The sequence below is a fragment of the Parafrankia soli genome (genome assembly GCF_001854695.1).
In the GTDB taxonomy this organism is placed as follows: Bacteria; Actinomycetota; Actinomycetes; order Frankiales; family Frankiaceae; genus Parafrankia; species Parafrankia soli.
The window spans coordinates 64,340-77,877 of the sequence record NZ_MAXA01000217.1; the positions used below are offsets into that span (position 1 = coordinate 64,340).

The window sequence follows — 13,538 nt, forward strand, 5'->3', positions numbered from 1 at the left end:
CCCGGGACGTCGAACGCGGCGTCCTGACGCACCGGTGCGCTGACCGGTGCGCCGGCTACCCGGCCGCGATCGGCCGGGTAGCCGGACCGGGGACCCAGCTGCCGGCCGCCATGACCCGCGTGACCCGCAGATCGGCGTCGAGCACGACGAGGTCGGCGTCCAGCCCGGGGGCGATCGACCCGCAGCGGTGGGCGAGGCCCAGCACCCGGGCGGGGTTCGTCGCCGCGGCGGCGACCGCCACCTCGAGCGCAAGCCCGGCCGCGACGGCGCGGCGCACCGCCAGGTCCATCGTCAGGGTGCTGCCGGCGAGCGCGCCGGTGGCGGCCAGGCGGGCCTGCCCGTCCCGGACCCGGACCGGGTGGCCGCCGAGCAGGTAGTCGCCGTCGCCGACACCCGCCGCGTCGACCGCGTCGGTGACCAGCACCAGGCGCGCCGGCTCGGCGGCGACCAGGCGCAGCAGCGCCGGGTGCACGTGCACACCGTCGTTGATCAGTTCGCAGGCCACACCGGCGTCGAGCGCCGCCCCGGCCGGGCCGGGCTCGCGGTGATGCAGCGGGCGCATGCCGTTGAACAGGTGGGTGGCGAGCGTCATGCCAGCCGCGAAACCGGAGGCGGCCTCGTCGTAGGTGGCGTCCGTGTGGCCGGCGGCGGCGATCACCCCCGCCGCGAGCGCGGCCTCGGTCACCGCGCCGGCCCCGGGCAGCTCCGGGGCGAGGGTGATCACCCGCAGCGTGCCCGCGCCCGCCGCGACGAGCTCGGCGAACACCCCGCGGTCAGGCGCGCGCAGATGCTCGCCCGGCTGGGCGCCACGGCGCGCGGGCGCGAGGAACGGCCCCTCCAGATGCGCGCCGACCACATGGCCGTCCGGCCCCGGCCCGGCCGCGGTGAGCGCCGCCACCCAGGACAACTGCTCGGCCAGGCGCTCCACCGGCGCCGCCACCAGCGAGACCAGCGTGCGGGTCGTGCCGTGCGCCCGGTGGAAGGCCACCGCCGCGGCCAGATCGGCCGGTGACGCCGTGACGTCGTGCCCGCCCCCGCCGTGGACGTGCAGGTCGACGAACCCGGGCACCAGCCAGGACCCGGCCAGGTCGACGATGTCCGCGCCGCCCGCCCCCGCGCCGCCCGCCTCCCCACCGACAGGCCCGGCCGTGGGGCCGGCCTCGGGGCCGACCTCGGTGATCAGGCCGTTCTCGACGCGCACCCGGCCGGGGTCGAGGACACTGTGCGGCGTCACCACCCGGGCGCCGGCCAGCAGGATCATCCCAACCTCCCCCTCGAGCCTCCTCCCGCGGGCCCGGCGTGCCCCGTGGCGGTGCGCGGGTGTGGCGGCACGCTCACCGTAGCGGCACCGCGCTGCGGGCCGGACGGGCGCCATGCCGACGTAACGGACAGATCGCGCGTCCTGAGTTGAAGAAGCCCGGCGCTGGGCGTCCACTCGAAACACGGACTTCTCGCCCGGCGTGCCGCACGGCCCGGTCCCGCTGACCGGCCGCGCACGCCCGGCGGGACGTCACCGGACGACCGCCGACGGGAGCTGAATGCCGGACGGACGGGAAGCGACACCGGGCGGGGCCCGCGGCCGCGCCGAGCCGGACGGGCTGCCCGCGCGTCCGGTGTCCCGCGGCGCGTTCCGCGCGATGGCCGCCATCGGGCTGGCCTTCGTCGTGCTGGCCGCGGCCGTCGCGATGGCGCTGCCCGAGCACATCGGCAAACAGGCGGCGCAGGCCGCGGTGACGGCTGCCGCGCTCACCTCCGCGATCTGCTGCCTCGTCACCGCGCGACGGGTGCCCCGGCACGAGCGCCGGTGGCGGCGGTTCGAGGCGGCGGCGATCACGTCAAGCTTCGTGGCGGGAGTGGCCGTCTCGATGGTGGCCAGCGGGGAGACCGTCCCCGATCTCGCCGCGACCGGGGCCGCGCCGCTGCTCGGCTATGCCCTGGGCCTGGCCGGGCTGCTGACCTTCCCCACCGAGCGGGCCCGCGCCATCCCGATCAGCACGAACAAACGTGGCGGGATGGCCTGGTACCTCGAGGCCGTCCTCGATGGGCTGCTCGTCGTCGGATCGCTGCTGCTGCTCGTCTACGCGATCCTGGTCGTCCCGCTCGTGCGGTCGACACAGATCAACCAGGCGTCGCTGGCGTTCGGGGTGGCCGGCGGGGCGGGCAAGCTCATCCTGCTCTCCGCCGTCATCTTCATCCTGATCTTCCGACGGCCGACGGGCTCGGGATCGCTCAGCCTGCTCAGCGCGAGCCTGCTCCTGTTCGCCGTGACCGACGGCGCCGCGCTGAACGCCTACGCGAAGGCCACCGACGGCCCGGACGCGGTCGTGCTGGTCGGCTTCGCCGGCGGCAGCGTGCTGACCGCGCTGGCCGCCGCCGCCTCCCACGACGGCATGATCATCCGGACGAGGCGCAGCCCGCGCGGGGTCTGGGCCCGCGTCGCCGTGCCCTACCTGCCCCTCGGCTGCGTCGGCGCCCTGCTCGCGGCCCAGATCATCACGCACGCCGACATCCCGGTCGCGCAGATCATCGGCATGCTCGCGCTGATGCTGCTCGCGCTCGCCCGCCAGCTCGTGACCACGATCGACAACACGCTGCTGCTGGCCCGCTACGAGGACAGCCGGGCCCGGCTGCACCACCAGGCCTTCCACGACCCGCTGACCGGCCTGGCGAACCGCACGCTTTTCTTTCGCCGGCTGCGCGCGGCCATCGACCGGCACGAGCGCACCGGCCACCCGGTGGCGCTGCTGTTCTGCGACCTGGACGACTTCAAGGTCGTCAACGACAACCTCGGCCACGCCGCCGGCGACCGGGTCCTGCGCACGGCGGCCCACCGGCTGGCCCAGGCGGCGGGCCCGACCGACACGGTGGCCCGCCTCGGCGGCGACGAGTTCGCCGTCCTGCTCGACACCCGGGCCGCGGACCAGGCGGGCGGGCGCACCGAGGAGCTGCGCGCGGCCGGCGACCGGATCCGCGCGGCGCTGCGGATCGCCGTGGCCATCGAGGACCGCCGGCACCTGGTGCGCGCCAGCCTCGGCCTGGTGATCGTGGGCACGGAGGCGGGACCGGTCTGCCCCGACGAAGTGCTCCAGCACGCCGACCACGCCATGTACGCGGCGAAACGGCTGGGGAAGGGCAGCCTCGTCGTCTACTCCCCGGAGATCGACGACTCCCGGCAGGCCGGGATGGCCGGCTGAGCGGCAGGCTCAGCCGGCGGGTGCCGCCCGGAGCGTCAGTTCTCCACCCACCCGTACTTGCGGGCGACGTCGGCGAGCTGGCGGCGGATGTGCAGGATCTGCGCGCCGGTCAGCGACGGCTCGGTCTGCAGCAGGACCTCGGTGACCTCCTGCGTGAACTCCTCGGCCGGCAGGACGTCGCACAGCCCGTCGCCGCCGTCGTCGTGGCGGGAGACCACCGGCGCTGGGGCGGTCGTGACGGCCGCCGGCCCGACGACCGAGCCCGCCGCCGGGCCCCGCAGGATCCGGGCCGCCGACGCCTTCCGGCCGCGGTCGCTCTCCTCGACCTCGAACTCCATGACCACGCCCGGCACTACCAGACTCTTCTCGACGAGGAGATCGTTCGCGTGCAGGAAGACATCCTCGCCGCCGTCGCTGGGCGCAAGGAACCCGTAGCCGCGCACATGATCAAAACGAAGTACTTTTCCCGTACTCACAACTCACCCACAGCCCCTGAGAAACCCCATGATCTGGCCCACTGCCGACCGCACCCGCCAGTCACCCCAGACGGAACCGTGGCAGTCGCCAGTCATCTTAGGCAGCTCGCGTCGCCGTGACCCAGGTTTTCGCCGCGCCGGCTTGCCTGGCCGCCGCGGCCGGGTCACACTGCGACCCAGTGGCCACGCCCACACCCCGCGCCGCCCGCTCCCACCCGGCGACACGCGTGGTGATTGGGGAGGGGGAGCATGTTCGGTCGCCGCAGGACCACCGTGGACGAGCATCCATCCGACCACGCGGCGCGCGGGCCGGCACCTGCCGCCCTGGACGGCCCCGGCCCGTACGACGTCTCCGAGCTCGCCTGGCCCGGCGGGGCAGGCGAGGCGGCGCACGAGGCGCCGGCCGACCCGCCCGACGACGAGGCCGGTTCCCGCTCCGGCTCCGGCGACGCCGTCCCGGGTGTCGGAGCTGTAGCCGGTGGGGTGGGGCGGCACGCGCCCGAGATTCTCGACCTCGGCGCGCTGCGCGTCGCGGTGCCGCCGGGAGTGACCGCGCGGATCGCCCGCGGCACGCGGACCGGGCCGGGCACCGACCTCGTCCTGACGGCCGCCGGGCTCACCGTGCGGGTGACCGTGTTCGCCGCGCCGACCAGCGGGCGACTGTGGGCCGGAGTACGCGCCGAGCTGGCCGCCAGCCACCCGGAGTCGGAGGTCCGCGACGGCCCCCACGGCCCGGAGCTGCTGCTCCCGGGCTGCCGGGTCGTCGGAGTCGACGGCCCGCGCTGGTTCCTGCGGGCGGTCGTGACCCCGGTCGACGCCGACGGGGCCGACGGGATCCTGCGCGGCCTCGTCGTCGTACGCGGCCCCGGCGCCATGCCGGCGGGCACGGCCCTGCCGCTGCTGCCGGTCGGGCCGGCCGGCAGCCGCCCGAACGCCGGAGCCCTCGACGACCTGTGGACCGACGAGCCGCTGACGGCCGGCACCGGAACCCTCGAGGGTCGCCGCGCCGTGCACGAGTACGCGGCGGCCTTCACCGGCGACCTCAGCCGCAACCTGTCGACCTGGGGCTGAAGCCCCACCGGGCTGTGGGGCATGATGCAGCCGGGGGTGGGCCGTGCCATGCCCGTCTCCCCCGTCTCCCGACCCGACTCGACCTTGATGGCGGCGGTGTGCGCACCGAGCAGGACCTGGCCTACGCGACGCTGTCCGACGCACAGCGTCTCGATCTGTACCTGCCCACGGGCGGCGGCGACCCGCTTCCGGTCGTCGTCGCGATCCACGGCGGCGGGTTCGCCGTCGGCGACAAGCAGGACATGGCCCGCACCGCGCACGCGCTCGCCGACGCGGGCTACGCGGTGGCCAGCGTCAACTACCGGCTCTCCGGTGAGGCGGCGTTCCCGGCGGCGGTCGCCGACGTCCGGGCCGCGGTGCGCTGGCTGCAGGCGAACGCGCACCGCCTCGGGCTGGATCCGGCCCGGATCGGGGTGATCGGCGAGTCGGCCGGCGGCTACCTCGCCGCCATGCTCGGCGCCGCCGGCGACGACCCGCTGTCCGAGGACGTCGACCTGGGTCCTCCCGTGGGCCTGGCCCCTGTCGTGGACCTCAGCCCCGCCGGAGCGCGGCCGTCCAGCGCGGTGCGGGCGGTGGTCGACCTGTACGGCCCGGTGGACTTCTCGACCATGGACGCCCAGCTGCGCGCGAATCCGCGCTGCCCGGCCCGGGCCGCCTCGCACGACCGCGCGGACTCCCCCGAGTCGCGTTTCCTCGGCGCGCAGATCACCGCCGCGCCGGAGCTGGTGCGTCTGGCCAGCCCGCTGTCCCACCTGCGCCGTGACCGCCCRCCGCCGCCGTTCCTGATCGAGCACGGCGACACCGACTGCACCGTCCCCTACCAGCAGTCGCAGCAGCTCGCGGACGGCCTGTACGCCGCCGGCGGGTCGGTCGAGCTCACCCTGCTGCGGGGGGTGGGCCACGGCGGGGCCTTCCCGCTCGCCGAGCGCCTGGCGGGCATCATCCGGTTCCTGGACCGCGCTCTGGACCGCGCCCCGCGCTGATCTTGGCCGCTACTGACGGGGTCGCTGCTGACGGGGTCTCAGGGACGGAAGCTGTCGGGGTCGGCGGCGGCCCAGTCGGCCGCCCACGAACGCGGCGCCTCGGCGAGCAGCTCACCGGGTTCGAGCCACTCGTACAGCTCGGCGTAGCTGCGGGTGTCGGTGTGGGTGATGCGGCGCATGAGCATCCCCGGGTGGAGCTGCTCGGGCCCGGTGCAGCCGAGCGAGGCCATCACCTGCACCGCCTGGGCGACGGTCGCCGCCTGGTAGCGGCGGACCCGTTCGCTCTTGTCGGTGACGTCGAGGGCGCGGGCGCGGCGCGGGTCCTGGGTGGCGACCCCCACCGGGCAGGTGTTGGTGTGGCAGCGCTGGGCCTGGATGCAGCCGACCGCCATCATCATCGCCCGGGCCGCGTTCGTGTAGTCCGCGCCCTGCGCGAGCCGCTTGACGACGTCCACCCCGCTGGCGACCTTGCCGGCGGCCCCGATCCGGACCCGGTCCCGCAGGCCCACCCCGACCAGCGCGTTGTGCACGGTGATCAGGCCCTCCGTCAGCGGGGTGCCCACATGATCCTCGTACTCCAGCGGTGCGGCGCCGGTGCCGCCCTCCGAACCGTCCACCACGATGAAGTCCGGGGTGATCCCCTCCTCCACCATCGCCCGGCAGATCGCGAGCAGCTCGCGGCGCGACCCGACGCACAGTTTGAACCCGGCCGGTTTGCCGCCGGCGAGCTCGCGCATCCGCCCGACGAACAGGACGAGCTCGCGCGGGGTGGCGAAGACCCGGTGGAACGACGGGCTGATGCACGCGACCCCCTCGGGGACCCCGCGGGCCCGGGCGATCGACGCGGTGACCTTCGCCGCCGGCAGCACGCCGCCGAGGCCGGGCTTGGCGCCCTGACTCAGCTTGAGCTCGACCATCCGCACCGTGGGCAGCGCGGCGACGTCCTTGAAGCGGGCCGGGTCGAAGTCACCGTCGGGGGTGCGGGTACCGAAGTAGCCGCTGCCGATCTCCCAGACCAGGTCGGCGCCGTGGCGCAGGTGGTACTCGGTGAGCCCGCCCTCGCCGGTGTCGTGCGCGAAGCCGCCGGCCGCGGCGCCACGGTTCATCGCCAGCACCGCGTTGGCCGACAGCGACCCGAAGCTCATCGCCGAGACGTTGAGCAGCGCCATGTCGTAGGGCTGGGTGCAGTCCGGCCCGCCGACGCGCACCCGCGGCGGCGCGGAGCCGGGGGCGACCGGCACGGGCGCCGTGGAGTGCGGGAGGTACTCGTAGCCGACCTCGTTGACGTCGCGCTCGGTACCGAAGGCCTGGTCCCCATGGGTGCCCTTGGCCCGCTGGTAGATCATCGTCCGGGTGGCACGGTCGAACGGGCGGCCGTCGTAGTTGCGCTCGACGAAGTACTGCTGGATCTCCGGGCGGACGGTCTCGAGCAGGAACCGGGCATGCCCGAGCACCGGGTGGTAGCGCAGGATGGCGTGCTGGCGCTGGACGACGTCGTGCACGGCCACGGCCAGCAGCGCGCCGGCCACCGCGGCGGCGGCCCACCAGCCGGCCGCGGCCAGCAGCGCCCCGCCGACCGCCACTGCCGTCAGCACGGCCAGGACCAGCACGGTGACGAGCGGCAGCATGGCGATCGCGTCCTTCCCCGCCCCGATGCGTCGGGTCACGGCAGCTGTTCGCACCGCCCCGATCGGCCCGGACCGGGATCCGAGGCGGGTCCGGATCCGACCGTATCCCGCGCTTCGTCCCGGTGGCGCCACCGCCGCCGTCCCAAGATCAGCTTGGACGTCCACACACGGCCGCACGATCCGGGTCCGGATCGTGCGACCGGCCGGCGGCTGTCAGCTGTAGCGGAGGTTGTCAGCTCTGCTGGAGCTGCGCGCGCGGTCGGCCCGTCTCACGCGGGGCCGCGGCAGCCGGGATGGGCACATCCCGCGCCCCCCGGCCGGGGATGAACAGGCCGATCAGTACGGCGGCCGCCGCCGCGCCCGCGCCGAGCGCGAACACCGCGTGGAAGCCCGCCAGCGACGGAACCTCCCGGCCGTCGAACGTGATGGTCATGTTGGCCAGCATCACCCCGACGATGGCAGCCGACGAGGAGGTGCCCAGCGAGCGCATCAGGGTGTTCAGACCGTTGGCCGCCGCGGTCTCGGTCGCCGGCACCGCGGCCATGATCAGCGACGGCATCGACGCGTAGGCCAGCGCCACCCCGACCCCGCCGATCACCGCGAGGAGCACGACCTGCCAGACCGAGTGCATCACGAACAGGCCGATCAGGTAGCTGACCCCGATGATCGCGGAACCGAGCACCAGCGTCGTCTTCGGCCCCCACATCGCCGACACCCGGGCGGTGAGCGGCGAGGCGAGCATCATGACCACCCCGAACGGGGCGAAGCACAGCCCGGCGACGACCATCGACTTGCCCAGCCCGTAGCCGGTGCCCGCGGACAGCTGCAGGAACTGCGGGATGACCAGCCCCATCCCGTACATCGCGAAGCCGACGACGACCGAGGTCAGGTTGGTCATCAGCACCTGGCGGCGGGCACTGACCCGCAGGTCGACCACCGGGGAGGCGTGGCGCAGCTCCCACGGGCCCCACAGGGCCAGCACCGCGAGCGCGGCGAGCACCGTCCCCAGGGTGGTGGTGGACGTCCAGCCCCAGGTGCTGCCCTTGGAGATCGCCAGCAGCAGGCAGGTGATCCCGGCGCCGAGCCCGAGCGCCCCGACGACGTCGAAGCGGCCGCGGACGTCGCGCACCGGCGACTCGGGGACGACCCGCCACAGCATGGCGAGCACCAGCACGCTCAGGACGGTGGCCGTCCAGAAGAGCACGTGCCAGCTGAAGTTCTGAGCGATCAGCGCCGAGGTCGGGACACCCAGCGCGCCGCCGATGCCGAGCGAGGAGCTCATCAGCCCGAGCGCGGAGCCGAGCCGCTCGGGCGGCAGCTCGTCGCGCATGAGGCTGATCCCGAGCGGGATCAGCCCGGTGGCCAGCCCCTGCAGCCCGCGGCCGACAACCATCTGTGGCAACGACGTGCTCAGCGCGCAGACCAGCGAGYCGGCGCCGAGCAGCCCCACGCTGCCGAGCATGATCCGGCGCTTGCCGTACATGTCACCGAGCCGCCCGGCGACGGGCGTCGCGACGGCACCGGCCAGCAAGGTGATCGTGACGACCCAGGTCGTGTTGGACGCCGAGGAGTCCAACAGGTGCGGGAGCTGCGGAATGATCGGCACGACCAGGGTGTGCATGAACGACGCCACGATGCCCGCCACGGCCAGCGCCGCGGTCAACAGGCTCGGGCGCGGCGCGGTCGGTCCCATCGGTGCCGTCGACGCCGGGCCCGCCCCCGGTTCGGCCGGGTCCGTGCGAGCTCGCGCCATGGCGGTACTCCGATTCGACGAAGGTGGTGCGGGCTCGACGCCGGGACAGACTGCCAGGCCGAACGCCAGCTCAGGCGTTTCCTATATGCATGCTACACACAATATGGTTTATACACATCCTGTCGTCACACCGTTAGACTGGGAGAAAGGTCACGGTCCGCCGCCACTGGTGCGCGGACGTCCAGCGGAGGCCCGGGTGCACGACAGTCTGCGCGACCTGGAGCGGGAGCTGATGCTGCTCGCCAGGCACCACATCGCGCCCAACGCCGCGAGGCGCGGGCGAACGCGTCACCTCGACCGCTCCGCCTATCTCCTCCTCAGCCGCCTCGAGGCCCAGGGCCCGATGACCATCGGCCAGCTCGCCGAGGCCTTCTCCCTCGACGTCTCCACGGTCAACCGCCAGACCGCCGCGGTCCTCCAGGCCGGCCTGGCCGAGCGCATCCCCGACCCCGACGGCGGCCTCGCCCGCAAGCTGAGCATCACCCCCGAGGGAGCCCGCCGCGTCGCCGACGACCGCGCCTTCGTCATCGGCGAGCTGAGCGGCCTGGTCTCCACCTGGTCGGAGGACGAGTTACGCCTGTTCGCCAGCATGCTCGAGCGCTTCAACGCAAGCATCGAAGCCAAGGACGGCCAGCGCCCCTGGCCACGCTCCGCTTCCGTCCCCGGCCGCTGACCGCAGGGGCGCGCCGGCGGCGGCACCCCCTCGAAACACCAGCACCGCGCGGCGCGCCGCGCCGTGGCAGCGCCTGGTCCGCCGCCACCGCCGCACCGGCGAGTACGCCTTCTACCGCTCCCACGCGCCAGGCCCGGTCCCGCTGTCCGCGCTGGTCAGGGTCGCTGGACGCCGCTGGGTCGGCGAAGAAACGATCCAGACCTGTCTCGCGATGCTCGCCCATGCTTTCCTCGCCCGGCTGTTCACCGCTCTCGTCGTCCAGACGACCGAGACTGTTGCCCACGTCCTGCACTGGTCACAGTGGCGGCGCTGCCATCAAGCCACCGCCCGCGCCAGCCACTACCGACGACGACGGGTTCTCCGGGAGGTAGGCGCAGTGTCGCGGCCTCGTCCGGGGTGGGCATTGCGTCTGATCGTCGGGCTTCCAGGTTCGGCCGGAGGCGACGCGGTCAGCGGCGAACGCGACCAGGTCGGTGTCCCGCCACTTCGCCCTGTCGTACCGGCCAGGTCCTGACCTTCCTGGACGAACCCAATCCCGTGGCTGCCCCAGGCCGGCCCCGGCTGTCGCGGGACCGGGGTGGGCGGAAGGCTCGGGTTGGCTCGGGCGAGCCGCGGGGCGGGACCGAACGTCCGTCCGGCCGGGACCTTCGTCGTTGCTCCGGCGACAAACGATTCGGGCCTGGCGGGTTCCGTACCGACCAGACTCGAGATGCGCAGGCCTGACGGCACCATCGACCGTCCAACTGTCACCGACAGTGTGCGCCCACGACCCCCAGCCGCCCTTGGCCGCCACGGGGGGTTGTGCCGTCCGGCGACTGCGCGGCCGCCCGAACAGGCGAATGCATCGGACCATGGAGGACGACACGGTGAGCGAAGACAGCACGGCTGGTACGACTCCGCTGCACCTGCGCGGCCGCGACGCGGTCATCGCCGCCTCCACCGACGCACGGTGGCGCGACGGGGCCCCGCCGGACTACCGCTTCTCCCGCGAGGTGATGCCCGGGGAGCGCACCGTCCACCACACGCCCGGCTCCCTCGCCGACGTCGTCGAGCAGCTCGTGCAGGTGTTCGAGATGGAGCTCTCCTACAAGAGCGACCCCGCCCAGTGGGTCAGCATGGTCAGCGACCGGATCCGGGTCAGCATGAACGGAGGACCGGCGGCGGACAGCGCCGAGCTCGCCGAGCGGGGCAGCTACAACGTCCTGATCGGCGAGAACCCCTACTACTCGGCCGCCGCGGAGACCTTCGAGTCCTCCCATGAGACCTTCCACCGGGCGTTCCCGGGCGGGTTCTTCTGGGAGGTCCTCGAGGTGTACTCACCGCCGCCCGTGATCGCCTTCAAGTGGCGGCACTGGGGTACCTTCGACGGCCCCTACCAGGGGCACCAGCCGACCGGGGAGCGGATGGAGCTGTTCGGCGTCACGGTCGCCCGCTGCGCGCCGGACCTGCGCCTACTCGCGGTGGAGAACTTCTACGACAACACCACGTTCCTGGGACGTCTCGCCGGTGCCGACGGACCGGGGACGGGCGGTCACCCGGGAAGCGCCTGACAAGCCCGTTTCGCAACGAGATCGACGACGGTGGGTCCGTCCCGGGCCGGGCGTCGGGTGCCCTGCGAAGTGCCGCGACCGGCTGTGGTTCGTGGTGGCCGCGGGCGTGTGGTGGGCGCGTGAGCGGGGACTCCGGTGGTGGCCGACGCGAGAAGTATTCATGTCGGCCCAGCCGTTATGCACGGCGGGGGGAACCGCGGCGGTTCAGTGAGAGCCTGGACTCACTGGACGGCCACGCATCGCCCGGCGGCGGAGCCTGCCGTGCATAACAGCTCGTTTCCGCGTGATCCGCGGCTGCCGCAGGATCCCTCGTGGGGTTGGACGATCGGCCCCGGGCAGTTGGGGCGGGGAGTGGAACGAGCCGTAAGGGACGAGAATGTTCGCGCCGGACCGATCCGCGAGGTCCGCGGCGACGAACCCCGGTCGAGTCATTGGTGACGACGCGATGGGGAGTCATGGAAGCCGACCAGATCCAGGCGGCGGCGCTGCGCGCCCTGCCCGGTACCGGGGACGGCGTTTGCGGGCCGACCCCGGAGACGCTACTGGCCCGCACGGGCCGCGGGGACACCGACGCGTTCGGTGCCCTCTACGACCAGCTCGCCGCACGCGTGTACGGACTCGTGCGCCGGGTCGTGCGCGACCCGGCGCAGGCCGAGGAGGTCACCCAGGAGGTCTTCGTCGGGGTGTGGCAGGAGGCGCCGCGGTTCGACCCCGCCCGCGGCAGTGTCACCGGGTGGGTCTCGACGATGGCGCACCGCCGCGCGGTCGACCGGGTCCGCTCCGTCGAGGCCCAGCGGGCGCGGGACGTCCGGGTCGCGGCCCGGTCCACCGCGCGGCCGCACGACCAGGTCGCCGAGCAGGTCGAGACCAGGCTGGAGCACGAGCGGATCCGCGGCTGCCTGGGCGACCTGACGGCCACCCAGCGCGAGTCGATCACACTCGCCTACTACTCCGGTTACACCTACCGCGAAGTCGCCGAACTGCTCGAACTACCCGTCGGCACGGTCAAGACCCGGATGCGTGACGGGCTGAGCCGGCTGTCGGACTGCATGGGGGGCCGGTCTTGACCGCCAACGCACACTCTCTCGTCGCTGCCCGGGCGCTCGACGCCGTCGACCAGGCCGACGCCGCGCTCGTCGACGCCCACCTGGAGCAGTGCGAGTTCTGCGCCGACGAGCTCGTCCGCCTCTCGGCGGCTACGGAGCATCTCGCGGCGATCGCCGCCGAGCAGCCACCGCCGGGCCTGCGGGCGGACATCCTCGCCGTGATCGGGATGACGCCGCAGTTCCGCCCGCGCGTTCCCACGGACCGGGCCGCGCCACCCACCGGCCGACCTGATCAGACCGGTCAGCACGACGGATCCGCCCGGCTCGGCCAGGCCGGGCTCGGTCGTGCTCGGCCCACCCCCGGTCTGCCCGGGCGGGGTCGGCAGGGCGGCCCCGGCGGGCGGCGCCGACGTCCGGGCGCACGTCACGCGCTGGTCGGGGTCGCCGCCGCCGCCGTCCTCGCGGCGGGAGCCGCCCTGGGGACCGTCACCATCAACCAGCGGGCCGAGCTCGCCGACACACGCGCCCAGGTCACCGACGCCCAGGCCCTCGCGGCCTCCGCGCTCACCGTGGCCGACTCTGCACCGGTCGCCGGGGGCGGCCAGCTGACCATGGCGAACGCCGGCAACCTGGCGGTCGTCTCCGCGCGCGACCTGCCGCCGCTCGATGCCGGGAAGGTCTACCAGCTGTGGCTGCTCGGGCCGGCGGGAGCGCGCTCCGCCGGGCTGACGGCCGGTAACTCCAGGTCCGCCGACTGGGTCGTCGGCAACGTGGGCGACGCGGAGAAGGTCGCGCTCACCGTCGAACCCGCCGGCGGGTCAGCGCAGCCCACCACGGATCCCGTCGGCGCCGTCGCGCTCAAGGCCCATCAGAGCGCTGGACGCAAACAGGGCTAGTGTCCCGTTCCGGAGATCTGCGATCTCATGGGACCTGCGGTGTCATGGAGGTATGGCAGGTAAGCCGAGTCTGCCGCTCGTGCTCACCGGGGCCGAGCGGCGGACCCTTCAGGGGTGGGCCAGCCGGCGCAGGACTGCGCAGGGCCTGGCCCAGCGGGCGCGCATCGTGTTGATGTGCGCGGATGACAGGACCAACAAGTCCGTGGCCGCCGAACTGGGAATCAGCCGGGACACGGTGGGCAGGTGGCGGAACCGGTTCGTCCGGCAC

12 protein-coding genes are annotated in these 13,538 nt (G+C 73.9%); 8 read left to right on the top strand and 4 right to left on the bottom strand.

The window, feature by feature from the left end:
- Positions 1 to 55 precede the first annotated feature (55 nt).
- Positions 56 to 1,261 (bottom strand): N-acetylglucosamine-6-phosphate deacetylase, encoded by a 1,206-nt coding sequence (gene nagA, locus BBK14_RS18920; RefSeq protein WP_071064361.1) that lies wholly within the window; start codon positions 1,259 to 1,261, stop codon positions 56 to 58.
- A gap of 277 nt (positions 1,262 to 1,538) precedes the next feature.
- Here nagA and BBK14_RS18925 point away from each other — a divergent pair, with 277 nt between their 5' ends.
- Positions 1,539 to 3,194 carry a GGDEF domain-containing protein gene (locus tag BBK14_RS18925; protein WP_071064364.1) on the top strand — a complete coding sequence of 552 codons (1,656 nt, stop codon included), beginning with the start codon at positions 1,539 to 1,541 and terminating at the stop codon, positions 3,192 to 3,194.
- 35 nt (positions 3,195 to 3,229) lie between these two features.
- Here BBK14_RS18925 and BBK14_RS18930 read toward each other — a convergent pair whose 3' ends face one another.
- Entirely contained in the window at positions 3,230 to 3,670 is a 441-nt protein-coding gene (locus BBK14_RS18930; RefSeq protein ID WP_071064367.1) for a cold-shock protein, read from the bottom strand.
- A gap of 249 nt (positions 3,671 to 3,919) precedes the next feature.
- On the opposite strand from BBK14_RS18930, the gene BBK14_RS18935 reads away from it, so the two are divergent.
- Both BBK14_RS18935 and BBK14_RS18940 read left to right on the top strand, forming a co-directional pair.
- On the top strand, positions 3,920 to 4,741 hold the full coding sequence (locus BBK14_RS18935; protein ID WP_083391071.1) for a DUF3710 domain-containing protein: 822 nt from the start codon (positions 3,920 to 3,922) through the stop codon (positions 4,739 to 4,741).
- A gap of 98 nt (positions 4,742 to 4,839) precedes the next feature.
- Complete coding sequence (locus tag BBK14_RS18940; RefSeq protein WP_071064371.1) at positions 4,840 to 5,724, top strand: alpha/beta hydrolase; 885 nt, start codon at positions 4,840 to 4,842, stop codon at positions 5,722 to 5,724.
- Between the two features lie 38 nt (positions 5,725 to 5,762).
- On the opposite strand, the gene BBK14_RS18945 is transcribed toward BBK14_RS18940, so the two are convergent.
- Both BBK14_RS18945 and BBK14_RS18950 read right to left on the bottom strand, forming a co-directional pair.
- Positions 5,763 to 7,352, bottom strand: a complete 1,590-nt coding sequence (locus tag BBK14_RS18945; protein ID WP_071064402.1) for an FMN-binding glutamate synthase family protein — start codon at positions 7,350 to 7,352, stop codon at positions 5,763 to 5,765.
- A gap of 232 nt (positions 7,353 to 7,584) precedes the next feature.
- Entirely contained in the window at positions 7,585 to 9,105 is a 1,521-nt protein-coding gene (locus tag BBK14_RS18950) for an MFS transporter (protein WP_241831653.1), read from the bottom strand.
- A gap of 196 nt (positions 9,106 to 9,301) precedes the next feature.
- Between BBK14_RS18950 and BBK14_RS18955 the strand changes: the two genes are divergently transcribed.
- The 5 genes from BBK14_RS18955 to BBK14_RS18975 all read left to right on the top strand — a co-directional run.
- Positions 9,302 to 9,778: a MarR family winged helix-turn-helix transcriptional regulator gene (locus BBK14_RS18955; protein ID WP_071064374.1), complete on the top strand. Its 477-nt coding sequence runs from the start codon at positions 9,302 to 9,304 to the stop codon at positions 9,776 to 9,778.
- 866 nt (positions 9,779 to 10,644) lie between these two features.
- Positions 10,645 to 11,328 (top strand): SnoaL-like polyketide cyclase, encoded by a 684-nt coding sequence (locus tag BBK14_RS18960; RefSeq protein ID WP_071064404.1) that lies wholly within the window; start codon positions 10,645 to 10,647, stop codon positions 11,326 to 11,328.
- A gap of 434 nt (positions 11,329 to 11,762) precedes the next feature.
- Positions 11,763 to 12,395 (top strand): sigma-70 family RNA polymerase sigma factor, encoded by a 633-nt coding sequence (locus BBK14_RS18965; protein ID WP_235014436.1) that lies wholly within the window; start codon positions 11,763 to 11,765, stop codon positions 12,393 to 12,395.
- Positions 12,392 to 13,270, top strand: coding sequence for an anti-sigma factor (locus BBK14_RS18970; RefSeq protein ID WP_071064376.1), 879 nt, complete (start codon positions 12,392 to 12,394; stop codon positions 13,268 to 13,270). The genes BBK14_RS18965 and BBK14_RS18970 overlap by 4 nt, the downstream gene beginning before the upstream one ends.
- A 52-nt stretch (positions 13,271 to 13,322) precedes the next feature.
- Positions 13,323 to 13,538 (top strand): helix-turn-helix domain-containing protein (locus BBK14_RS18975; RefSeq protein WP_157904298.1); only part of this gene is annotated, 216 nt, incomplete at its 3' end.